The 20558-nt window shown below is 63.7% G+C and carries 23 protein-coding genes; 16 read left to right on the forward strand and 7 right to left on the reverse strand.

What is annotated here, in order from left to right; all coding sequences use genetic code 11:
- Nucleotides 1-2 precede the first annotated feature (2 nt).
- From K3555_RS10950 to selD, 6 genes are read left to right on the forward strand one after another with little or no spacing between them, the layout of a single operon-like run.
- Nucleotides 3-356, forward strand: coding sequence for a Na+/H+ antiporter subunit C (locus K3555_RS10950; protein WP_259984816.1), 354 nt, complete (start codon nt 3-5; stop codon nt 354-356).
- Complete coding sequence (locus K3555_RS10955) at nt 356-1894, forward strand: monovalent cation/H+ antiporter subunit D (RefSeq protein WP_260008531.1); 1539 nt, start codon at nt 356-358, stop codon at nt 1892-1894. The genes K3555_RS10950 and K3555_RS10955 overlap by 1 nt, the downstream gene beginning before the upstream one ends.
- Complete coding sequence (locus tag K3555_RS10960; protein WP_259984818.1) at nt 1891-2388, forward strand: Na+/H+ antiporter subunit E; 498 nt, start codon at nt 1891-1893, stop codon at nt 2386-2388. The genes K3555_RS10955 and K3555_RS10960 overlap by 4 nt, the downstream gene beginning before the upstream one ends.
- Nucleotides 2385-2654, forward strand: coding sequence for a K+/H+ antiporter subunit F (locus K3555_RS10965; protein WP_260005049.1), 270 nt, complete (start codon nt 2385-2387; stop codon nt 2652-2654). Before K3555_RS10960 ends, K3555_RS10965 begins: the two co-directional genes overlap by 4 nt.
- 9 nt (nt 2655-2663) lie before the next feature.
- Nucleotides 2664-3065 carry a Na+/H+ antiporter subunit G gene (locus K3555_RS10970; protein WP_259984822.1) on the forward strand — a complete coding sequence of 134 codons (402 nt, stop codon included), beginning with the start codon at nt 2664-2666 and terminating at the stop codon, nt 3063-3065.
- A gap of 31 nt (nt 3066-3096) precedes the next feature.
- Entirely contained in the window at nt 3097-5259 is a 2163-nt protein-coding gene (gene selD / locus K3555_RS10975; RefSeq protein WP_260008532.1) for a selenide, water dikinase SelD, read from the forward strand.
- 239 nt (nt 5260-5498) lie between these two features.
- Here selD and mnmH read toward each other — a convergent pair whose 3' ends face one another.
- The gene (gene mnmH / locus K3555_RS10980) at nt 5499-6551 is read right to left on the reverse strand and encodes a tRNA 2-selenouridine(34) synthase MnmH (protein WP_260005050.1); all 1053 of its coding nucleotides are present in this window, start codon (nt 6549-6551) and stop codon (nt 5499-5501) included.
- A gap of 189 nt (nt 6552-6740) precedes the next feature.
- Between mnmH and K3555_RS10985 the strand changes: the two genes are divergently transcribed.
- Nucleotides 6741-7232: a MarR family winged helix-turn-helix transcriptional regulator gene (locus tag K3555_RS10985; protein WP_259984828.1), complete on the forward strand. Its 492-nt coding sequence runs from the start codon at nt 6741-6743 to the stop codon at nt 7230-7232.
- Nucleotides 7233-7237: 5 nt separating this feature from the next.
- Here K3555_RS10985 and K3555_RS10990 read toward each other — a convergent pair whose 3' ends face one another.
- Nucleotides 7238-7927, reverse strand: a complete 690-nt coding sequence (locus K3555_RS10990; RefSeq protein WP_260005051.1) for an SOS response-associated peptidase — start codon at nt 7925-7927, stop codon at nt 7238-7240.
- 91 nt (nt 7928-8018) lie between these two features.
- Between K3555_RS10990 and K3555_RS10995 the strand changes: the two genes are divergently transcribed.
- Nucleotides 8019-9767 (forward strand): tetratricopeptide repeat-containing sulfotransferase family protein, encoded by a 1749-nt coding sequence (locus K3555_RS10995; protein WP_260005052.1) that lies wholly within the window; start codon nt 8019-8021, stop codon nt 9765-9767.
- A gap of 6 nt (nt 9768-9773) precedes the next feature.
- Here the strand turns inward: K3555_RS10995 and K3555_RS11000 are convergent, their stop codons facing one another.
- Both K3555_RS11000 and K3555_RS11005 read right to left on the reverse strand, forming a co-directional pair.
- A complete protein-coding gene (locus K3555_RS11000; RefSeq protein WP_260005053.1) occupies nt 9774-10082 on the reverse strand; it encodes a DUF1992 domain-containing protein in 309 nt (102 codons plus the stop codon).
- A gap of 153 nt (nt 10083-10235) precedes the next feature.
- Nucleotides 10236-11816 (reverse strand): bifunctional UDP-sugar hydrolase/5'-nucleotidase, encoded by a 1581-nt coding sequence (locus K3555_RS11005; RefSeq protein WP_260005054.1) that lies wholly within the window; start codon nt 11814-11816, stop codon nt 10236-10238.
- 162 nt (nt 11817-11978) lie between these two features.
- On the opposite strand from K3555_RS11005, the gene K3555_RS11010 reads away from it, so the two are divergent.
- From K3555_RS11010 to arsC, 3 genes are read left to right on the forward strand one after another with little or no spacing between them, the layout of a single operon-like run.
- Nucleotides 11979-12317, forward strand: a complete 339-nt coding sequence (locus K3555_RS11010; protein WP_260005055.1) for a DUF952 domain-containing protein — start codon at nt 11979-11981, stop codon at nt 12315-12317.
- Nucleotides 12314-13372 carry a quinone-dependent dihydroorotate dehydrogenase gene (locus K3555_RS11015; protein WP_260005056.1) on the forward strand — a complete coding sequence of 353 codons (1059 nt, stop codon included), beginning with the start codon at nt 12314-12316 and terminating at the stop codon, nt 13370-13372. The genes K3555_RS11010 and K3555_RS11015 overlap by 4 nt, the downstream gene beginning before the upstream one ends.
- Nucleotides 13369-13710, forward strand: a complete 342-nt coding sequence (gene arsC / locus K3555_RS11020; RefSeq protein WP_260005058.1) for an arsenate reductase (glutaredoxin) — start codon at nt 13369-13371, stop codon at nt 13708-13710. The genes K3555_RS11015 and arsC overlap by 4 nt, the downstream gene beginning before the upstream one ends.
- A 36-nt stretch (nt 13711-13746) precedes the next feature.
- Here arsC and K3555_RS11025 read toward each other — a convergent pair whose 3' ends face one another.
- From K3555_RS11025 to K3555_RS11035, 3 genes are read right to left on the reverse strand one after another with little or no spacing between them, the layout of a single operon-like run.
- Nucleotides 13747-15066 (reverse strand): MATE family efflux transporter, encoded by a 1320-nt coding sequence (locus K3555_RS11025; RefSeq protein ID WP_259999466.1) that lies wholly within the window; start codon nt 15064-15066, stop codon nt 13747-13749.
- 4 nt (nt 15067-15070) lie between these two features.
- Entirely contained in the window at nt 15071-15589 is a 519-nt protein-coding gene (locus tag K3555_RS11030) for a PaaI family thioesterase (protein ID WP_259984844.1), read from the reverse strand.
- Nucleotides 15586-16008 (reverse strand): PaaI family thioesterase, encoded by a 423-nt coding sequence (locus K3555_RS11035; RefSeq protein WP_259984846.1) that lies wholly within the window; start codon nt 16006-16008, stop codon nt 15586-15588. Before K3555_RS11035 ends, K3555_RS11030 begins: the two co-directional genes overlap by 4 nt.
- Before the next feature lie 124 nt (nt 16009-16132).
- Between K3555_RS11035 and K3555_RS11040 the strand changes: the two genes are divergently transcribed.
- The 5 genes from K3555_RS11040 (at nt 16133) to K3555_RS11060 (ending at nt 20501) form a co-directional block, all read left to right on the forward strand.
- On the forward strand, nt 16133-16501 hold the full coding sequence (locus K3555_RS11040) for a MerR family DNA-binding transcriptional regulator (RefSeq protein WP_134829707.1): 369 nt from the start codon (nt 16133-16135) through the stop codon (nt 16499-16501).
- Nucleotides 16502-16787: 286 nt separating this feature from the next.
- Nucleotides 16788-17189 (forward strand): MerR family DNA-binding transcriptional regulator, encoded by a 402-nt coding sequence (locus K3555_RS11045; protein WP_259992627.1) that lies wholly within the window; start codon nt 16788-16790, stop codon nt 17187-17189.
- Nucleotides 17190-17263: 74 nt separating this feature from the next.
- Entirely contained in the window at nt 17264-19045 is a 1782-nt protein-coding gene (locus tag K3555_RS11050; RefSeq protein ID WP_260005060.1) for an acyl-CoA dehydrogenase C-terminal domain-containing protein, read from the forward strand.
- Nucleotides 19046-19111: 66 nt separating this feature from the next.
- Complete coding sequence (locus tag K3555_RS11055) at nt 19112-19324, forward strand: hypothetical protein (RefSeq protein ID WP_134829705.1); 213 nt, start codon at nt 19112-19114, stop codon at nt 19322-19324.
- A 28-nt stretch (nt 19325-19352) separates the two neighbouring features.
- Nucleotides 19353-20501 carry an acyl-CoA dehydrogenase family protein gene (locus tag K3555_RS11060; RefSeq protein ID WP_260005061.1) on the forward strand — a complete coding sequence of 383 codons (1149 nt, stop codon included), beginning with the start codon at nt 19353-19355 and terminating at the stop codon, nt 20499-20501.
- Nucleotides 20502-20558 lie beyond the last annotated feature (57 nt).

Below are 20558 nucleotides of genomic sequence, written 5' to 3' on the forward strand. Positions count from 1 at the left end.
ATATGGAACTTCTCGTCGCTTCGGCCGTCGGCATTCTGACCGCGGCCGGCATCTACCTGATCCTGCGCCGCCGCAGCTTCCCGGTGATCCTTGGCCTGTCGCTGATCACCTATGCGGTCAACGTCTTCCTGTTCGCCACCGGGCGGCTGGCAACCGCCGCGCCGCCGATCCTCAACAAATATGAAGAGGTCGCCTATACCGACCCGCTGCCGCAGGCGCTGGTGCTGACTGCCATCGTGATTTCCTTTGGCATGACCGCCGTGGTGGTGATGATCGCGCTGGGGGCCTATTTGTCGTCCCGCGATGACAGCACTGCCATGCCGGTTGAAACCGAAGGCGCAGGAGACGACGCATGATCGACCACCTTCTGATTGCGCCGGTGGTGCTGCCCGCCCTTGTGGCGCCGTTCATCATCATGGCGGTGCGCCACCATCTGGACCTGCAGCGGATCTTTTCGCTGGCCAGCGTGGTGCTGCTGGCCGCCGTGTCGCTGACCCTGGCCGCCCAGGCCCTCGACGGCACCGTCAAGGTCTATGAGCTAGGCGACTGGCCCGCGCCCTTTGGCATTGTGCTGGTGCTGGACCGGCTGTCAGCAATGATGATCGTGCTGACCTCGCTCTTGGCCCTGCCGGTCCTGCTCTATGCCATTGGCTCCGGCTGGGATACCCGCGGCGCCAACTTCCACGCGCTGTTCCAGTTCCAGCTGATGGGCATCATGGGCGCTTTCCTGACCGGTGACGCCTTCAACCTGTTTGTGTTCTTCGAGGTGCTGCTGATCGCCTCTTACGGCTTGATGATCCACTCCGGCGGCACCCGGCGGTTTCAGGCAGGCGTGCAATATGTGGTGTTCAACCTCCTCGGCTCCACCCTGTTCCTGTTTGCGCTTGGCACGCTTTATTCTGTCACCGGCACCCTGAACATGGCCGACCTCGCCGTAAAGGTTGCACAGATCCCGGCTGAGGATACCGCGCTGCTGCGCGTTGGTGCTGTGATGCTCTTGCTGGTCTTTGCCATCAAAGCCTCGCTGCTGCCGCTGCATTTCTGGCTGCCCTCGGCCTATGCCAATGCGCCGATGCCGGTCGCCGCGCTGTTTGCCATCATGACCAAAGTCGGCGCCTATTCGATCCTGCGCATCTACACGCTGATCTTCGGCCCCGAGGTTCAGGCCACCGCCGGCCTGACCGAGGCCTGGCTGCTGCCCGCTGCCCTCTTGACCCTCGGCGCCGGCGCCATCGGCGTGCTTGGCTCCAAGAAGCTGGGCCGCCTGGCGGCCTTTGGCGCCATCGCCTCGATGGGCACGCTGCTGATCGCCATTTCGCTGTTCACCCAGACCGCCGCCGCAGCGGCGCTCTACTATCTGGTGCATTCCACCCTCGCGGCAGCGCTGCTGTTCCTGGTTGCTGATCTGGTGATGGAGCGGCAGGGCCCGTGGATCCTGCCGCAGCTGCCGATGCCGCAGACCGGACTGATCTCGGCGCTGTTCTTTGCCGCCGCCATCGCGCTTGCGGGGATGCCGCCGCTTTCGGGTTTCCTTGGTAAACTGCTGGTGCTGGACGCCACCCGCGGCGTTGATCTGGCGCCGTGGATCTGGGCCGTGATCCTGCTGGGGTCCCTGATCACCATTATCGGCATGGCCCGCGCAGGCTCGCTGCTGTTCTGGAAAGGCCACGGCCTGCCGCCTGAAGATGCAGACACCAGCGCCGAACCGCCCGTGGACATCCTGCCCGCCAGACCAGCGCAGCTGCCCTTTGTCGCCTGCTTCGGCCTGCTGGGCGGGCTCATTGCCCTTACCGTATTTGCAGGCCCCGCCACCCGCTATGCCGAGGCGACGGCTGCCCAGCTCTTTACGCCAACAGCCTATATCGAAACCGTGCTGGGGAGGACGGCAGAATGAAACTGATCCGGCGGCTGTTCCCGCACCCCCTGCTCACGCTTCTGCTGACGCTCACCTGGCTGCTGCTGGTCAATGGCTGGTCGCTGAATTCGCTGGTCTTTGGCCTGCTGCTGGGGGTGCTGATCCCGTTTGTGACCCAGCCCTACTGGCCCAACCGGCCCAAGCTGCGCCGCCCGCTGAAGATCGCGGAATACATCCTGGTGGTTCTGCTGGACATCGTACAGGCCAACATCATCGTTGCCCGCATCGTGCTGTTCAAACCCAATGCCGACCGCCGCCCCAACTGGATCACCGTCCCGCTGGACCTGAAAACGCCTGAGGCGATCACCGCCCTGGCCGGCACCATCACCATGACACCCGGCACCCTGTCGGCAGATGTCTCGGACGAGGGCCACGCCCTTCTGGTCCACTGCCTGGACGCCCCCAATCCCGACGCGGTGCGGGACGAGATCAAACAGCGCTACGAGCGCCGGCTGATGGAGATTTTCGAATGATCGAAAGCGCTACCACCTTCGCCTTTGCCTGCTTTGCGCTCGCCATGCTGATGAATCTCTGGAAAGTCGTCACCGCCCCGGATGTGGCCGACCGCATCCTGGCGCTGGACACCATGTTCATCAACGCCATCGCGCTGATGGTGCTCTATGGCCTGGCGCTGGGGAGCGAGATTTTCTTTGAGGCCGCCATGATCATCGCCATGCTTGGCTTTGTCTCCACCGTGGCCTATGCGCGCTTTATCCTGCGCGGCAATATCATCGAGTGAGGAGGAAAAATGGAAACCCTGTTTGAATTCCTCGTTGCCGCCTTTCTGGTGATCGCCGGGGTCTTCGGTTTTGTCGGCTCTTTCGGGTTGCTGAAGCTCAACGATCCGATGTCGCGCCTGCACGCCCCGACCAAGGCCACCACGCTGGGCGTCGGCGGCGTGCTGCTGGCCTCGATGCTGCACGCGGCAGCGTTTGAGAAATACTTCTCGGTGCATGAGCTGATGATCACCCTGTTCCTGTTCCTGACTGCGCCGATCACCGCCAATTTCATTGCCAAGGTGCATATCCACCGGCAAGAGAGCCGCGACACCATGCCCTCGGCGGGCGAGGATGACCATTGGGCCACCCATGACACGCCAGAGGACGAGGAACGCCGCCACCCGACCCACACCCCGCCCGCCGAAGACTGAACGCAGACCACTCAGGAAGGCCTGAACCGTGATGGACACCTCCCGCTTGCCGCTGACCCGCGATCTGGTGCTGGTCGGCGGCGGCCACACCCACGCGCTGGTGCTGCGCAAATGGGGCATGCGTCCGCTGCCCGGCGCCCGGCTCACCGTCATCAACCCCGGCCCCACTGCGCCCTATTCCGGCATGCTGCCGGGATTTGTGGCCGGACATTACGCGCGTGACGAACTGGACATCGACCTGGTGCGCCTCAGCCGTTTTGCCGGTGCCCGTGTGGTTCTGGGGGCCGCCGCGCATATCGACACCGCGGCCCGGCTGGTGCATGTGCCGGGCCGCCCGCCGATTGCCTATGACGTGGCCTCGGTTGATGTCGGCATCACCTCTGCCATGCCGGACCTGCCGGGCTTTGCAGACCACGGGATCCCTGCCAAGCCGCTGGGACGTTTCGCCGCCCAATGGGACGCGTTCCGCGACGGTGACACCCCCGCCCATGTCGCCGTGATCGGCGGCGGCGTGGCGGGGGCAGAGCTGATCCTGGCGATGGCCTTTGCTCTCAGATCCCGCGGCCGGCTGGCGCAGGCAACCCTGATCGACAGCGACCAGGCCTTGCGCGCGATTGGCAAAAAGGCCCGCCAGACCCTCCGCCGCGCGCTGGTCGAACAGGGCGTCCGGCTGGAGGAGAACGCGAAAATCGCACGCATCTGTGACGGCTATATCGTGCTGGAAGACGGGCGCGAGATCCTGTCGGACTTTACCACCGGCGCCGCCGGCGCCCGCCCCTACGGCTGGCTCGCAGACAGCGGCCTGGACCTGCAGGACGGCTTCATCCGGGTCAGTGATTCCCTGCAAAGCTCCGCCGCCAACGTCTTTGCCGCCGGCGACTGCGCCCATATGGACTTTGCCCCGCGCCCCAAGGCCGGCGTTTATGCGGTGCGCCAGGCGCCGGTGCTGTACCACAACCTGCGCGGCACCCTGACCGGCGATCCTTTGCGCAGGTACCGCCCGCAAAAAGACTACCTGAAACTCATCTCCATGGGGGCAAGGGAAGCGCTTGGCGAGCGCTTTGGAACCACCCTGGCCGGCCCCTTGATGTGGTCCTGGAAAGACCGCATCGACCAGGCCTTTATGGAGAAGTTCCGCGACCTGCCTGCAATGGACGCGCCGCCCCTGCCGGCCGAACACACACTGGGCATGGAGGCCGCACTTGGCGACAAGCCCATGTGCGGCGGCTGCGGCGCCAAGGTCGGCCGCGACGCGTTGCTTGGCGCGCTCGCAGGTCTTGAGCCTGCGGACCGCACAGACATCACCCCGCTGCCCGGCGACGACGCCGCGCTTCTGACCACCGGCGGCGTCAGTCAGGTGATCAGTACCGACCATCTGCGCAGCTTCACCAATGATCCGGTCCTGATGACCCGCATCGCTGCCGTCCACGCGCTTGGCGACATTTGGGCGATGGGGGCAGACCCGCAGGCCGCCACCGCCAACCTGATCCTGCCGCGGATGTCACCCGGCCTGCAGGCCCGGACCCTGCAGGAGATCATGGCTGCCGCCTCGGACGTCATGCAGCAGGCCGGCGCCGCCATAATCGGCGGCCATACCTCGCTGGGGGATGAGTTGACTATCGGGTTCACCGTCACCGGCCTCTGCCCCCGCCCTGCCATCACCCTGGCGGGTGCCAAACCTGGCGACGCGCTGATCCTGACCAAACCCATTGGCTCCGGCGTGCTGATGGCCGCGGAAATGGCGGGTCTGGCCAAGGGGGAATGGGCCGCCGCCGCGCTGGAACAGATGAGCCAGCCGCAGGGCAACGCCGCCCGCATCCTGCAGGATGCCCGCGCAATGACCGACGTGACCGGCTTTGGCCTTATTGGCCATCTGCTTGGTATCTGCGAGGCCTCCGGCGCGGGCGCAGAAATCTTCACCAGTAAGATTCCCCTGATGCAGGGCGCCGCTGAACTGGCGGACCGCGGCATCCGCTCCTCGCTGTTTCCCGCCAATCAAGCCGCTGCACCGGAGCTGAAAACCACTGGCTGGCAGGACCTGCTGTTCGACCCTCAAACCGCGGGCGGCCTGCTGGCAGCGGTCGCCGCAGATCAGGCTGATGATTTGCTGAACCGGCTGCACGCTGCCGGATACCCGGCTGCGCGCGCCGGCAAGGTAACGTCAAGCCCCGGCGCCATCACCCTCAGTGCCTAGCGGCGCCCGGCGCACAGGGGCCAGCCCCTCTTGGCCCTGCGGGCCAATTCACCCCGGGGTAGTTTCAACCAGAAAGAAGCCCGGTTCCGGTGCTTCACCTTTGTGAAAATACTCCCGTCCCGCTGCCTGGCAGGCGGCTTTGCCGCCGGGAGCGGAGGCACGCTGCGCGCCAGCGCAGCGCCATGCCCAACGGGAGCGGGGCATCTTTGATGTGCCGGCGACGGGCGGGAGAACTTCTGTCAGAGATCGGACATGAGCGCAGCCACCTGCGCCGCTGCGGCATCCAGGCCCGCGTCATCCAGCGCCTCTGCGTCGACAGTGGCGGCAACCTCTGCGCCGATTGCCGTGCGGGACTTGCGGTAGGCGGGGTCATAATGCTCGGCCATCAGTGCCTCGGTCAGCCCGGCTTTGTCGCCCTTGGCAATGCTGGTGAACCAACCATCAACAACCGCGCCTGAGCGGTACGCGCGCAAGGGGGCCAGTTTTTTGCGCAGACCGTCCGCGTCTGACAGGATGTCGTCATAAGCCGCCACCAAATAGCGGCAGCGGGCCGCAACCGGCACCTGCAGGTCAATCCTCGGTGCCTGCTTCATTGCCGCCCAGATCGAAGGCGGAATGATCCGCTGGCCAACTTTGCTCGATTCCGCCTCCACCAGCACCGGGCGGCTGGGGTCCAGCCGCATCAAGGCGCCCGCCAGGGCGGATTCAAACCCCTTCTGCGACGGTTGCGGCGTCGGCATGTCCCCCAGAAGCGAGCCGCGGTGATTGGCCAGCCCCTCCAGATCCAGCACCTGCACGCCCAGAGCACCGGCCCGCTTCAGCACCTCGGTCTTGGCCGATCCGGTATAGCCGTCCAGCGCCACCATCCGATGCGGCAATGCAGTCTGATACAGCGCTGTATTCACCAGACGGCGATAGGTCTGATAGCCGCCCTCCACCACCTCGGCGCGCCAGCCGATCTGTTGCAGCATCCAGGTGAAGGACCCCGACCGCTGACCGCCGCGCCAGCAATAGACCAGCGGTTTCCAGCCGCCCTCATGGTGGCTCAGATGCTGCTCGATGTGATTTGCGGCATTGCGGAACACCAGCGCCGCGCCCAGCTTGCGCGCTTTGAACGGACTGTCCTGCACATAGATGGTGCCGACCTCGGCCCGTTCGTCATTGTCCAGCACCGGCAGGCTGATTGCGCCCGGCACATGGTCCTCGGCATATTCCGCCGGGCTGCGCACATCGATCACAGTGTCGAACCCGTGGGCATAGAAGTCTTGCAGGGAGGTGAATTTCAGCGCCATGGCCCATGCCTACCCCGCGCCTTCGGCAAGGAAAAGCCGCAAATGCCGCCGTTGCGGCAATAAAACTTGCACGTACTGCGCACAGGGCAGTATGGCAGTCAAGGTGAACAGACCCGCGGGCAGAAGGCCCGAACCAGCAAACCGGCACCAGCAAACCGGCCCTTACAGGCCGGCAAGGACCAGAAGGCCATGAATAGCGACCCTTTGGACATTCACACCCTGCCCGGCCACCTGATCCGGCGGCTGCATCAGATCTCGGTCGCCCAGTTCATGGAACGGATGGCCGAGGAGGGTGCCGACCTTACCCCGGTGCAATTCTCCGCCATGGCCGCGATCCACCGCCATCCCGGCATCGACCAGGCCTCGGTTGCCGGGCTCATCGCCTATGACCGGGCCACCCTGGGCAAGGTGGTGGACCGGCTGGTGGAGAAGGGGCTGGTGGCCCGCGGGATCTCCAAGGCAGACCGGCGGGCGCGCGAGGTCAGCCTGACCGGTGAAGGCGAAGCATTGCTGGAACGGATCCTGCCGGTTGTGCGGGCCGCGCAGCCCGGCATCCTGACGGGCCTTACCGATTCAGAACAGGAGATCTTTGTCGCCCTGCTGCAAAAGGCGGCCATTGCGGCCAATGGCCTGAGCCGCGCGCCGCAGCGCGACCTGCCGTCCCGCCAGGCAGCCGAATAACCTGATCAGATCAGGTGGCCGCGCGGGATATCCCCGTCCTCAAACGGCTCAATCAGCTCCGGCCCGCTGGCCCGGTTGGAATTCACCGCCGGATCCACCCGGTGGAAATCCAGAACGCCCGCCGCCCCCGGCTGCATCAGCCGCGCGGCGCCTGGCCCGTCCTCGCCCAGCCATCTGCCCCAGTCCTGCGGCTCCAGGATCAATGGCATCCGGTGGTGAATGGCCGACAGCGCCTCATTTGCCGCGGTGGTGACAATAGCGCAGGTCTTGACCGGATCCGCCGCTCCCCAGCTCTGCCAGATGGCGGCAAAGGCCAAGGGGGCTGCGTCGCTGCGACGGATGTACCAGGGCAGCCGGGCGCCATCCCCTGCTTTGGTCCATTCATAGAACCCCGTGGCCGGGATCAGACAGCGCCGCTCGCGGCAGGCGGCGGCAAATGCGGGTTTTTGCGCAATGGTTTCCGCGCGGGCATTGATCAGCAGCGGCCCGGCGGTCTCAGCCGTGTACCACTGCGGCAGGAACCCCCAGCGCATAGGCACCAGCTGGCGGTCCCCCTCCCCGGCCTGCACTGCATGCACCGTATTGGTGGGGCAGACATTAAAATCAGGCACATCCGGCAAAGTGTTCGCAGGCCGCGCCGCAAACAGCTGCGCCATTGCATCATTGGGCAGGGTTATGGCAAATCGTCCGCACATGCTGATTTTCTAACCCAGGACTGCCCCCGCGCAAAGAGCCTGCGCACACCCGGGAAGCAGCCGCCCTGACACAACGAGACGGATAGGCCACATGACACTTCAGAACGACCTCCAGGCAGCGTTCGGCTTTCTCAATCAGGGCAAGTTCAAACAGGCGCTGAAACAGTCCAAAGCCGGGATGAAACGGCACAAGACCCATCCGGATTTTCCCAACATCGCGGGCATCTCCCTGTCCGGGCTTGGCAAACACCGCGATGCGGTACCGCATTTCAAGAAAGCGCTGGCCCTGGCGCCCGGCTTTCATGACGCCCGCAAGAACCTGGCGCAGACGCTGCTGTTCCTGCAGCAGGGCGGGACCGCAATGAAATTGCTGGACCGGGTGCTGGCGGATCTGCCCGCTGATCAGGGCGCGTTGTACCTGAAGGCGCAGGCGCAGCTGGTGCAGAATGATCCCGAAGCGGCTATCGCCACCGCAAGCGATGCGCTCGCCCGCGATGGCAAACAACCGCGGATGCTGCGGCTGCGCGCCATGGCCTGGAAGAACCTTGGCGATGAAAAAGCAGCGCTGGAAGACTATCAGGCCACCCTGCGCCTGAACCCCGATGACGTGGACGCGCTGACCAATATCAGCCTGCCGCTGGCCCGGCTGATGCGGCAGGACGAGGCCACAGAAGCCGCGCAAAAGGCCGTTGCCCTGGCGCCCGATAACCTGGAGGCACGGCGGCGTCTGGCCAGCCAGCTGATCTCCAACGGCGCGCCTGAAGCCGCGCGCGGGCATTGCCTGGCGATTTTGGATCTGGACCCCAAGGACAGCCAGGTGCTGGAAATGCTGGCCCGGCTCAACAGCCGTGAACAGAACGCAGAGCTGCTGCCGGTGGCGCAAAAGGCGCTGAAAGCAGCCGCGCCGCGCTCGCTGGACCGGGCCAACGCCAGCTTTGCCCTGGCGCGGATATCCGACCAAGGCGGCGACAAGGACGCCTTTGCCGCCCACAACGACGAGGCAAACGCCTGTATGGCGGCGCAGAATCCCTATGATTACGAGGACAGCGAACGCCAGTTCAGCCGCATCATGGCGGCCTTCCCGGAGGCGGTCACTCCGGCGGACACCGCACCCGAAGGCCCGCGCCCGATTTATGTGGTGGGGATGCCGCGCTCCGGCACCACCTTGACGGAAACCGTGATCGGGTTGCACCCGGATGTGTTCCCGCTGGGCGAGCGCGGCGTGCCGGCCTTCTTGCTGCATCCCTATCTGGACAAGGATCAGAATTTCACGCCCGAGGCCGCCCGCAGTTTCGTGGCAGAGGACATCAGCCGCCTGCCCGCGATGCCCGAAGGCACCGCAGCCTATGTCGACAAAATGCCCGACAATTACCGGCTGCTGGGCTACCTTGCGACCGCCTACCCGGATGCACGGTTTGTTCATCTTTGCCGCGACCCGCGCGATGTGGCGCTGTCGATCTGGCGCGGCTATTTCTCCGGCAGCTCGCTCACCTATGCTTATGATTTGAAGGCCATGGCGCACCGGTTCAACCTTTATGGGCGGCTGATGCAGCATTGGCGGCAGGTGATGCCGGGCCGGATCTATGACCTGGGCTATGAAGATTTCGTTGCCGATATCGAAGGCGAAAGCCGCAAGCTGGCAGGCTTTTGCGGGCTGAACTGGGTCGAGGATATGGCCCACCCGGAACGGCACGAGGGCCAGGTGCTGACGCTGTCGAACACCCAAGTCAGACAGACGGCGCACACCCGCTCGATCGGAAAGTGGGAGAAATACGCCGATGTACTGGCGCCGTTCATCGACGGGCTCAATCCGGAGATATGGCCTGAAATCAAAGGGTAACAGGGTCTACTTGGTGTAGGTCTTGCGCGCGATTTCCAGCCGCGCATCCATCATCGACATCTCTTTCAGGATCTCCTGCCGGCGGCTGCGGTCGCCGGCCTCGCGCAGCTCCGCCCGCAGGCGCTGCAGCTCGCGCGACAGGCTGACGAACTCCGGCACCCCGCCGCTTTCGCGCACCAGCCGGTTGACCAGCGCGTTTTCCGGATCGCCGCAGTCCGGCAGCGGCTTGCCCGCGCCTTGCAGATCGTCAAAGGCGCCGTCCTTTTCAGCGGCTTCAATGCGGGCGTTGATAAGGTCGATCAGCGGGTGGTCCATGACCTGCATTCTGCCATGCCCCCCAGCCACCCGCCAGCCCGTTTACGAACCGCCGGCAAAGGTTAACAATCTCCGAACATAATGCGGCAGCCTCCCTGCCTGAATGTTTCGCGCGCGAAACGTTAGATCCACTTCGGACCTATATTTCCCTGTCTATTTCACCCGAGAAATCCGCCCGTCGGTATAGGGCGTATAGGGGCCCTGCGCCGCCAGATATTCTGCCAGCACATCGGCCACATCCGGGCCGAAATCATACGCATTCTTGTCGTCGCCCTCGAACATCGCATAACCATCGCCGCCGTTGCGGACATAGTCATTGGTGACCACAAGGTATCTCTTTGCCGGATCAATCGGCACAAAACCCCCGCCCTCGGCCACCATCACTTGCCTGATGCGGCCCTCGTTCGGCGCAGCTGAGGCGTCCCAGCTGTATGTAAGGCCTGCGACCTGCGGAAAGCGGCCCTTGACGTCCTCCACCTGGCTGACCCCGTTTTCCAGCGCTTGGATGAGGGTTCCGCCGCTGATCTCAAAGGTCGACAGCGTGTTTTGAAACGGCAGGATGGTCAGCACTTCGCCCATGGTGACGGCGCCTGCATCCAGGCTGGCGCGAATGCCGCCGGAGTTGGCAATGGCAATGGTCACGCCCTGATCCCGCACGTGGTCCAGCATCGCATCAGCCACCAGATTGCCCATCGGACATTCCTGCACCCGGCACACGTCGCGGCTGCCTTCGACCGGCTCCGCGGTCTCCGCCACCACCTTGTTACGGATCTCATCCAGCGGCTGTGCCAGTTCGGCAATGCGGCCCAGGGTGGCCGAATCCTCGCTGACGGCGGCATCCATGATCAGCGGCTCGCCTTCCGCGCTGACCACAGTGCCCGCATCGTCAAATGTCACATTCAGCTCCCCCAGAAACTTGCCATAGGCATAGGCCTGCACAATCTGCACCCCGTTCACCACGGTCGGGTACGGGCCGGCAGCCTTCTCCGACACATTGGACAGGTAGGTGTTGCTATGGCCGCCGACGATCACATCCACCCCTGTGGTTTCAGCCGCCACCCGCTGATCGACGCCATAACCGGAGTGACTCAGCACCACGATCTTGGTCACGCCTTCCGCCGTCAGTCTGTCCACCTCTGCCTGCACCGCCGCCACGGGATCGGAGAAATGCACGTTTTTACCGGGGCTTGCCAGCTCATGTGTATCTTCGGGTGTCAGGCCGATCAGACCGATCCGCTCGCCGCCGCGCTCGATCACCGTGGATTTCTTCAGCACATCCGCCAGCGCCGGTTCGCCCGAGACATCCGCATTGGACATCAGAACCGGAAAACCCACCGCATCCATGAACCCGCGCAGCACTTCCGGCCCGTCGTCGAACTCATGGTTGCCCACGGTCATGCCGTCATAGCCCAGCTGGTTCATGAACTCCGCCGCGGCTTTGCCCTTGTAGTAGGTATAAAACAGTGAGCCCTGAAACTGGTCGCCGCCATCCACCAGGATTGTATTTTCCGCCCGCCCCCGCGCGCGCGCAATCGCCGTCACCAGCCGCGCGGTGCCGCCGAAACACTTGCCTTCGGCCTGATCCTCCGCGTCGCAGGTGCTGTCGTATTTGTTGATCGGCTCGAACCGCGCGTGAAAGTCGTTGGTGTGCAGGATGGTCAGCTTATACTCCGCCGCCGCCGCGCCGGCTGTGAGGGCCAGGGCTGCAACCGAAGTGAGAATGCGTACAATCATGAGGAGCGCTCCCGTTGTTCTGTTTTAGACAGAGCCTGCGCCCAAAGCCCGCACCGGTCAAAGGGGAAAAGCCGCGCCGCTGCCTCCCCTCGCGTCAGCTCTGCGCGGCTGCTGGCGCCAATCCCCCTTGATTCACCTGCAAACACAAGGCATCAGGCCGTCATGCTGATTTACAAGATTTTCCGGGCGGACGAATGGGCCGCACTGCAGGCGGCGGGCGAAACCACCGGCGCGCCGATTGATGTGGCGGACGGCTATGTCCATTTCTCCACCGCAACCCAGGCGGCGGAAACCGCGGCCAAGCATTTTGCCGGTGCCGAAGGGCTGACCCTTCTGGCCTGCGATGCGGATGCAATGGGAGCGGACCTGAAGTGGGAGATTTCCCGCGGCGGCGCCGAATTCCCGCATCTCTACCGCAAAATCCGCATGTCGGATGTGGTCTGGGCCAAGCCGCTGCCTCTGGCAGACGGCGTGCACCAGTTCCCGGAGGAGATGGCATGAAGCTGACAGAGAAGCTGGCACTGGCCGCAATGCACAAGGTCGATCCGGAAACTGCGCATGGGCTGTCCGTGAAAGCGCTGACCATGGGCCTGGCCCCAGCGCCCGGCCCGGTAACTTCTGCCCGGCTCAAGACCACGCTGGCGGGCATTGAATTGCCGAACCCGGTGGGGCTGGCGGCAGGCTATGACAAAAACGCCGAGGCCCTGGCGCCATTGTCCAAATCCGGATTTGGTTTTATCGAGGTCGGCGCCGCCACCCCGCGCGCCCAGCCCGGCAACCCCAAACCGCGCCTGTTCCGCCTGACCGAAGACAAGGCGGCAATCAACCGCTTCGGCTTCAACAACGAGGGCATGGAGGCAATCGGCGCGCGTCTGGCGCAACGTCCCCGCGAGGCGGTGATCGGGCTGAACCTTGGCGCCAACAAAGACAGCGAGGACCGCGCGGCGGATTTTGCCAAGGTGCTGGCCCATTGCGGCGCGCACCTGGATTTTGCGACGGTGAATGTGTCCTCCCCCAACACTGAAAAACTGCGCGACCTGCAAGGCAAAGCGGCCCTGTCGGCGCTGCTGGCAGGCGTCATCGAAACCCGTAACGGCCTGAGCCGCAGGGTGCCGGTGTTCCTGAAGATCGCGCCGGATCTGGACCGTGCGGGTATCGAGGACATTGCCGCCGTTGCCTTGGAGAGCGGCATCGACGCGGTGATTGCCACCAACACCACCCTGTCGCGCGACGGCCTGCGCAGTGCCCACAAGGATGAGGCCGGCGGTCTGTCCGGCGCACCTCTGTTTGAGAAATCCACCCGCGTTCTGGCGCAGTTGTCGGAACTGCTGGACGGCAAGGTGCCGCTGGTGGGTGTGGGCGGCATCAGCACGGCGGAGCAGGCCTATGCCAAGATCTGCGCCGGGGCGTCAGCGGTGCAGTTCTACACCGCGATGGTCTATGGCGGGTTGTCGCTGGCCGGAGACATCGCCCGCGGACTGGACGCGCTGCTGGCGCGGGATGGCTTTGACAACGTCGCAGAAGCGGTTGGAACCAAACGGAAGGATTGGCTGTGATTACATATTGGCATTACCCGAAATGCTCAAAATCCCGCGCAGGCCTTGCGCTGATTGAGGAGAGCGGCGCGGATGTGCAGACGCGGGTGTATCTGGAAGATGCGCCCTCGGTTGCGGAGTTGAAGACGGTTCAGACCGCCCTTGGCACCCCGGCGATTGAGATGGTGCGGAACGGTGAGAAGATCTTCAAGGAGCTGGGCCTGACCAAGGACAGCACCGAGGAAGAGCTGCTGGCAGCGATGGCCGCGAACCCGATCCTGATCGAGCGCCCGATTGCGATCAAGGGTGGCAAGGCCGTGATCGGCCGCCCCACCGAGGCGATTGAAACGCTGCTGTAATCGGCTGCGGCGGGCCAAGAGGCCCGCCTTGCACATTCAGGCGCCCACCTGCGCCTCCAGCCGCGGGTAACGCAGACCCAGTGTGACGCCGCGGGCGATGTTCAGGACTATCAGCGCGGCCCATAGGCCGTGATTGCCAAAGGCCGGCACCAGCAGCAGCAGCGCCGCGACATAGATGGCCACCGATTGCAGCATCGCCCACCGCATGTCGCGGGTCCAGGTGGCCCCGATGTAGATGCCGTCAAACATCCAACTGGCAATTCCCAGAACCGGCATTGCCACGGCCCAGATCAGGAACACCCGCCCGGCTGCGCGCACATCCTCCGAAGTTGACATCAGGTCGATCAGCCAGGGACCTCCGGCGGCAAAAGCCAGCCCCAGCAGGACTGCACCGCCAACGCCCCATTGAGACGTCACCACGGCAGCCCGGCGCACGCGCGCACGCTCCTTTGCACCAACAGCACCGCCCACCAGCGCCTCAGCCGAGAAGGCAAATCCATCCAGCGCAAAGGCGGTGATCTCGACAAATTGCAGCAGGATCTGATTGGCGGCCAGGTTCACATCGCCGATGCCCGAGCCGATGAACAGGAAAGTGGTGAACGACCCGGTGAGCAGCACCGAGCGCACCATGATGTCGCCGTTGACCTGCATCATCCGTTTCAGCCGCGCCGGGTCGAACACCCGCGCCCAGTCGCGCCATTGATCGCCGGCAAAGGCATCGCGGCACAGGTACAGACCCAGTGCCAGACCGGTCCATTCTGCAATCAGCGTGGCGATGGCGACGCCTTCCACGCCCCAGCCAAGCCCCAGCACAAACCACAGGTCCAGGGCGATGTTGAGGCCATTCATCCAGACCTGCAGCAGGAACACGCCGCGGGTGCGCTCCACCGCGATCAGCCAGCCGGTGACCGCATAAAGCGCGATGGTGGCAGGCGCGCCCCAGATACGGATCTGCAGGTAGTCCCGCGCCAGGCTTTCGACCTCGGCACTGGCGGGGGCCAGCGCAAAGGCACCCCAGAACACGGCTCCTTGGGCGACTATGAAGACCGCGCCGGCAGCAAAGGCCAGCAGCAACCCGCGCATCAGGAGGGCGCCGGTTTCACCCCAGTCCCCGGCCCCGCGGGCCTGTGCCGCCAACCCGGTGGTGCCCATGCGCAGGAAACCGAAAATCCAGTAGATCGTCGCCAGGATCACCGCGCCGATACCCACTGCGCCGATGGGGGCGGCCTGGCCCATCTGGCCGACCACGCCTGTATCCACCGCGCCAAGGATCGGCACGGTGGCGTTAGACAGCACAATCGGCAATGCGATCTTCAGCACCCGCTTATGGGTGATGTCTGTGTCCGCGCTGGTCATAAGGTCAGCCGTCGCCGTTCTGATCCTGCGGCATCAGAAAATGGCCAGTGGCCTGGGCAAACAGCTTGTCCTTGTGATCCTGCCAGGCCTCAACATGCACCGAAGCATAGCGCCGCCCGGAGCGGTTCACGCGAGCGCGGGCATAGGCATCGCGCGGCAGGCCCGAGCGCAGGTAGTCAACGGTAAAGTCGATGGTCTTGGGCTGGCGCGGCAGGTTGCCCTTGGCCATTTCCGCCGGATCCAGATCACCGGATTCGATGCGCTGCCACAGGTGCGACCAGTTCAGCGTGATCATCGCGGTGATCTCAAGAAACGCCGCCGTCACCCCGCCGTGAATCGCGGGCAGGAAGGGGTTGCCGATCAGCTTGTCGTCGAAATTCAGCTGCGCCGTCAGCTCATCGCCGCGGCGCTCAAAAGTCACGTTCAGGAAGCGGATGTAGGGCACCGAATCCACCAGCGCCGACAGGGCTGCGTCGCGGCGCTGCTTGACCACCTGGATCGGTTCAGGACGGGGGCGGCTCAAAACTTCTTCTCCACGGTAAAGGCGCCTGCGGCGGTGGCGACGGGACGGTCCGTGTCTTCGTCCATTGCCACGGCGCGGACAAAGGCGACGCTGCGGGTGATCTGGTGGCAGGTGGCGCGGGTGGTGATCATCTGCCCCGGCGTTGCCGGGCGCATGTAGTCGATGCGCAAGTCAATCGTGGCGGTGCCGCCGGGGGCCGAAGGGTGGCTCATCACTGCGGCGCCGCAGCAGGTGTCCATCAGCGCCGACACCGCGCCGCCGTGAATGACGCCGGTTGCTGGATCGCCGATCAGCTTTTCATCATAGGCCATGCGGATTTCGGCAGTACCGTCGCCGATCTCAGTCAGCTTCATGCCCAATTGCTGGGCATGGGGGATCGCTTCGATGAACTGGCGCGCGAGGTCGGTCTTGTCGGCCATGGGGCTGTCCCTTTGGTTTGTCTGATCCATCTTTGGCCCCGCTCCGGCGAAAGCGCAAGAGTGCCGCCGCGGAGGTTGCACTGTCCGCTGCAAGTGCATAGGTTCCCGGCAAGGGAGAAGACGGATGACCGACAACAGATTGTCATTCAAAGAAATGTGCGCCGAGTTCGAGGTTACGCCGCGGACGCTGCGCTACTATGAATACATCGAATTGCTGCAGCCGGACCGCGAAGGCCGGTCGCGTTTCTATGGCGCGCGGGAGCGGGCACGGATGAAGCTGATCCTGCGCGGGCGCAAGTTCGGCTTTCAGCTGGAAGAGATCCGCCAGTGGCTCATGATCTATGAAAAAGAGAGCAATGACGCCCAGAACCATGCGTTCATGGATATGGCTGACCGTCAGCTGGTGGAACTGGAAAAGCAACGTGAACAGATCAATGAGGCCATTGAAGAGCTGAGCGAGCTGCGCGAAAGCACCCGGGCGCTGCTGAAGTAGACCGAACACCTGTTTTTGGAATTTGAACCCCGCCCCTTGTGGCGGGGTTTTCCTTTTTCAGATCTGGCAACCGGATTCGCCGGTTTCCAGGTCAGATGCGGTGTCAAAACCCGCCAGCAACCCTTCCGCCAGACTACAACGTTACGTCACTTTATGCGCGTTTTGCGAACCGGTAACAGCTCGCAAAGTGACGCAACGTACAACTTACGTAAACGTAAAGTCAGTCTTGATCGAAAAGCCGGATGCGCCCAGCTTGGTCCTGCACCAAGCCGTAAGAGTAACGATGATGACTGAAACAACCATGACCATCCGGGAGATGTGCGAGGCCTATGATGTAACCCCCCGCACGCTCCGGTTCTACGAGGCCAAGGAACTGCTGTTCCCGATCCGCGACGGCCAGAAGCGGCTGTTCACCAAACGCGACCGCGCCCGGCTGAAGCTGATCCTGCGCGGCAAGCGGTTCGGGTTCAGCCTGGAGGAAATCCGCCAGCTGCTGGATCTGTACCATGCCGGTGACCAGCAGGTGACCCAGCTCACCAAGACCTATGAGGTCGGCCGCGAGCGGCTTGCCGATATGGAGCGCCAGCGCGAAGAGCTGACCGAGGCGATCGAAGACCTGAAAGACCAACTGGCCTGGGGCGAAAAGATGATCGCCTCGATGCGGGCCAAGCAGGAGGCGGCTGAATAGGCCGCCGCCCCGCCCTATCCCGCCGGCCTGCCCGGCACCGACCCTAAGCAACAAGACCCCTGAAGAGGACCGCAATGCCTTCTTATACAGCCCCCGCAAAAGACGCCCAGTTTATCCTGCATGACGTATTGAAGGTGTCCGGCAGCAGCATCCCCGGATACAGCGAACTGGAGCCGGATTTTACCGGCGCTGTGCTGGAAGAAGCCGGCAAGATCGCCAGCGCAGTGCTGCACCCCCTGAACGTGGTGGGCGACACTGAGGGCTGCCGGCTGGAAAACGGCGTGGTCTACACGCCCAAGGGCTTCAAAGACGCCTTTGAGCAGGTCAAGGAAGGCGGCTGGACCGGGCTGGATATGCCCGAGGAATTCGGTGGCCAGAACATGCCCTATGTGATGGGCACCGCAGTGGGGGAGTTTTTCTCCTCCGCAAATCAGGCATTCACCATGTACCAGGGCCTGACCCATGGCGCCGCCTCGGCTATTCTGGTGCATGGCACGGACGAACAGAAAGCCACCTATCTGCCCAATATGGTCAGCTGCCAGTGGACCGGCACGATGAACCTGACCGAACCGCATTGCGGCACCGATCTGGGCCTGATGCGCAGCAAGGCGGAACAGCAGGGCGACGGCAGTTTCAAGATCTCGGGGCAGAAGATCTTCATCTCCTCCGGCGATCACGACATGGCGGAAAACGTGGTCCATCTGGTGCTGGCCAAAATCCCCGGCGGCCCCGAGGGCATCAAGGGTGTCAGCCTGTTCATCGTGCCCAAGTTCCTGGTGAAAGAAGACGGCTCGTTGGGGGAGCGCAACGGTGTTTCGGTCGGCAAGATCGAAGAGAAGATGGGCATTCACGGCAATTCGACCTGTGTGATGGATTATGACGGCGCCACCGGCTGGCTGCTGGGCGAAGAGCATAAGGGCATGCGCGCCATGTTCACCATGATGAACGAGGCGCGGCTGGGGGTCGGCATGCAGGGTCTGGCGCAGGCCGAGGCCGCCTATCAGAACGCCGTAGACTACGCCAAGGACCGGCTGCAGGGCCGCGACGTGACCGGCGCCAAGAACCCGGACGGCCCCGCCGATCCGCTGATTGTGCACCCGGATATCCGCCGCTCGCTGATGGACCAGAAAAGCTTTGCCGAGGGCGCGCGCGCGTTCCTGCTGTGGGGCGCCACCCTGATCGACCAGGCGCACCGCGCGGACGACAAGGACGCGGACGGGCTGATCTCGCTGATGACGCCGGTGATCAAGGGCTTCCTGACCGATCAGGGCTATGACATGACCGTGCAGGCGCAGCAGATTTACGGCGGCCACGGCTACATCGAAGAATCAGGCATGTCGCAATACACCCGCGACGCCCGCATCGCGATGATCTACGAGGGTGCCAACGGCGTGCAGGCGCTGGACCTGGTGGGCCGCAAGCTGGGCCAGCACGGCGGCAAATACGTGCTGGCGTTCTTTGATCTGGTAAAGACGTTCTGCCAGGAAAACAAAGATGTTTCAGAGGCTTTCACCAAGGACTTCATCAAACCCCTGCAAGCGGCATCCAAAGACCTGCAGGCGGCGGGGATGTTCTTCATGCAAAACGGCATGAAGGATCCCAACCACGCGCTGGCGGGTTCTTACGACTTTATGCATCTGTTCGGACAGGTCTGCCTGGGCCTGATGTGGGCAAAGATGGGCAAGGCCGCGCAGGAAGCGCTTGACGCGGGGTCCTCTGACGCGGCGTTCTATGAGACGAAACTCGCAACCGGCCGGTACTATATGGCACGGCGGCTGCCCGCGACCAAACTGCACCTGGCCCGCATCGAAAGCGGTGCAGAAACAGTGATGGCGCTGGACGCAGACGCTTTCTGATGCCTTCCGGGCGCCCCTTCCGGGGCGTCTCCCCGGCTGGTGCTTTGACATGCAAAGGACCACATGATGCCAAAACGTTTCCGCCTGACCCGCCGCTTTCCGGTTGCAATGACCGAGGATGGCTATCGCAAGCTAAAGAAGTTTGCCCAGGAGGCGGGGCTGGATGAAGGCGAAGCGCTGTCATTCCTGTTCGAGAATTTCGACAGCGTGACGGACTTTGAAAACCTGAGCCACCGGCTGCGGCTGTTCAACGCCGAGCTGGAGGCGCGCAAAAGATAAGGCCCGCAAAGCGGCCAAAGGGAGAAAGATGACCGAGACGCGCTCCGCATGGATGACGGATGAGCATCAGATGCTCGCCGGAATGACGGCCCAGTTCATCACCAATGAATGGGCGCCCAAGTTCGAGACCTGGCGCAAGCAGGGCATGATGGACCGGGAGACCTGGAACCAGGCCGGGGACCTCGGCCTGCTCTGCCCCTCAATCCCCGAAGAATACGGCGGCGCCGGCGGCGATTTCGGCCACGAGGCGGTGATCCTGATGGAAGGCAGCCGCGCCAATCTGGCCAGCTGGGGCCAGGGCATCCATTCCGGCATCGTCGGCCACTATATCCTGGCCTATGGCACCGAAGAGCAGAAACAGCGCTGGCTGCCCAGAATGGTCAGCGGCGAACTGGTCGGCGCGCTGGCGATGACCGAACCCTCGACCGGATCGGACGTGCAGGCGATCAAGACCAAGGCGGTACGGGACGGCAATGCCTACCGGCTGTCGGGGCAGAAGACCTTTATCACCAACGGGCAGCACGCCAACCTGATCCTGGTCGCCGCCAAAACCGACCCCTCAGCAGGTGCCAAGGGTGTCTCGCTGGTGGCGGTGGAAACCGATGGCGCAGCGGGTTTCAGCCGCGGCCGCAACCTCGACAAGATCGGCTGCCATGCGGCGGACACCTCCGAGCTGTTCTTTGACAATGTGGAGATCCCGCCGGAAAACATTCTGGGCGGCACCGAGGGCCAGGGCTTTTATCAGATGATGAAGCAACTGCCGCAGGAGCGGCTGATCATTGCCTGCGGCGCAGTGGGCGCCATGGAAGGAGCCGTGGACCGCACCATCGCCTATTGCAAGGAGCGTGAAGCTTTTGGCGGTCCGATCCTGCAGTTTCAGAACACCCGCTTCAAACTGGCGGAATGCCTGACCAAAGCCAAAGTGGCGCGCGCCTTTCTGGATGACTGCATTGCCGAGCATCTGGCGGGCAAGCTGACGGTTGAGAAGGCAGCGATGGCGAAATACTGGATCACCGATACCCAGGGCGAAGTGCTGGACGAATGCCTGCAGCTGCATGGCGGCTACGGCTATATGCAGGAATATGCGGTGGGTGAGATGTGGGCAGACGCCCGGGTGCAGCGGATTTATGGCGGCACCAATGAGATCATGAAGGAACTGATTTCAAGGGCGCTGTAGGCGCAGGGACCGCGGCGGAGCGGCGGGTGGCTGATGATAGGACTTGAGTATTTGGGG

The organism is Leisingera sp. M527 (genome assembly GCF_025141525.1).
Classification (GTDB): domain Bacteria; phylum Pseudomonadota; class Alphaproteobacteria; order Rhodobacterales; family Rhodobacteraceae; genus Leisingera.

What these genes read in the sequence shown, in the direction of transcription:
- K3555_RS10950 (WP_259984816.1), top strand. Translation starts at nt 3, where the DNA reads ATGGAACTTCTCGTCGCTTCGGCCGTCGGCATTCTGACCGCGGCCGGC.
- K3555_RS10960 (WP_259984818.1), top strand. Translation starts at nt 1,891, where the DNA reads ATGAAACTGATCCGGCGGCTGTTCCCGCACCCCCTGCTCACGCTTCTG.
- K3555_RS10965 (WP_260005049.1), top strand. Translation starts at nt 2,385, where the DNA reads ATGATCGAAAGCGCTACCACCTTCGCCTTTGCCTGCTTTGCGCTCGCC.
- K3555_RS10970 (WP_259984822.1), top strand. Translation starts at nt 2,664, where the DNA reads ATGGAAACCCTGTTTGAATTCCTCGTTGCCGCCTTTCTGGTGATCGCC.
- selD (WP_260008532.1), top strand. Translation starts at nt 3,097, where the DNA reads ATGGACACCTCCCGCTTGCCGCTGACCCGCGATCTGGTGCTGGTCGGC.
- mnmH (WP_260005050.1), bottom strand. Translation starts at nt 6,551, where the DNA reads ATGGCGCTGAAATTCACCTCCCTGCAAGACTTCTATGCCCACGGGTTC.
- K3555_RS10985 (WP_259984828.1), top strand. Translation starts at nt 6,741, where the DNA reads ATGAATAGCGACCCTTTGGACATTCACACCCTGCCCGGCCACCTGATC.
- K3555_RS10990 (WP_260005051.1), bottom strand. Translation starts at nt 7,927, where the DNA reads ATGTGCGGACGATTTGCCATAACCCTGCCCAATGATGCAATGGCGCAG.
- K3555_RS10995 (WP_260005052.1), top strand. Translation starts at nt 8,019, where the DNA reads ATGACACTTCAGAACGACCTCCAGGCAGCGTTCGGCTTTCTCAATCAG.
- K3555_RS11000 (WP_260005053.1), bottom strand. Translation starts at nt 10,082, where the DNA reads ATGGACCACCCGCTGATCGACCTTATCAACGCCCGCATTGAAGCCGCT.
- K3555_RS11005 (WP_260005054.1), bottom strand. Translation starts at nt 11,816, where the DNA reads ATGATTGTACGCATTCTCACTTCGGTTGCAGCCCTGGCCCTCACAGCC.
- K3555_RS11010 (WP_260005055.1), top strand. Translation starts at nt 11,979, where the DNA reads ATGCTGATTTACAAGATTTTCCGGGCGGACGAATGGGCCGCACTGCAG.
- K3555_RS11015 (WP_260005056.1), top strand. Translation starts at nt 12,314, where the DNA reads ATGAAGCTGACAGAGAAGCTGGCACTGGCCGCAATGCACAAGGTCGAT.
- K3555_RS11025 (WP_259999466.1), bottom strand. Translation starts at nt 15,066, where the DNA reads ATGACCAGCGCGGACACAGACATCACCCATAAGCGGGTGCTGAAGATC.
- K3555_RS11035 (WP_259984846.1), bottom strand. Translation starts at nt 16,008, where the DNA reads ATGGCCGACAAGACCGACCTCGCGCGCCAGTTCATCGAAGCGATCCCC.
- K3555_RS11040 (WP_134829707.1), top strand. Translation starts at nt 16,133, where the DNA reads ATGACCGACAACAGATTGTCATTCAAAGAAATGTGCGCCGAGTTCGAG.
- K3555_RS11045 (WP_259992627.1), top strand. Translation starts at nt 16,788, where the DNA reads ATGACTGAAACAACCATGACCATCCGGGAGATGTGCGAGGCCTATGAT.
- K3555_RS11050 (WP_260005060.1), top strand. Translation starts at nt 17,264, where the DNA reads ATGCCTTCTTATACAGCCCCCGCAAAAGACGCCCAGTTTATCCTGCAT.
- K3555_RS11055 (WP_134829705.1), top strand. Translation starts at nt 19,112, where the DNA reads ATGCCAAAACGTTTCCGCCTGACCCGCCGCTTTCCGGTTGCAATGACC.
- K3555_RS11060 (WP_260005061.1), top strand. Translation starts at nt 19,353, where the DNA reads ATGACCGAGACGCGCTCCGCATGGATGACGGATGAGCATCAGATGCTC.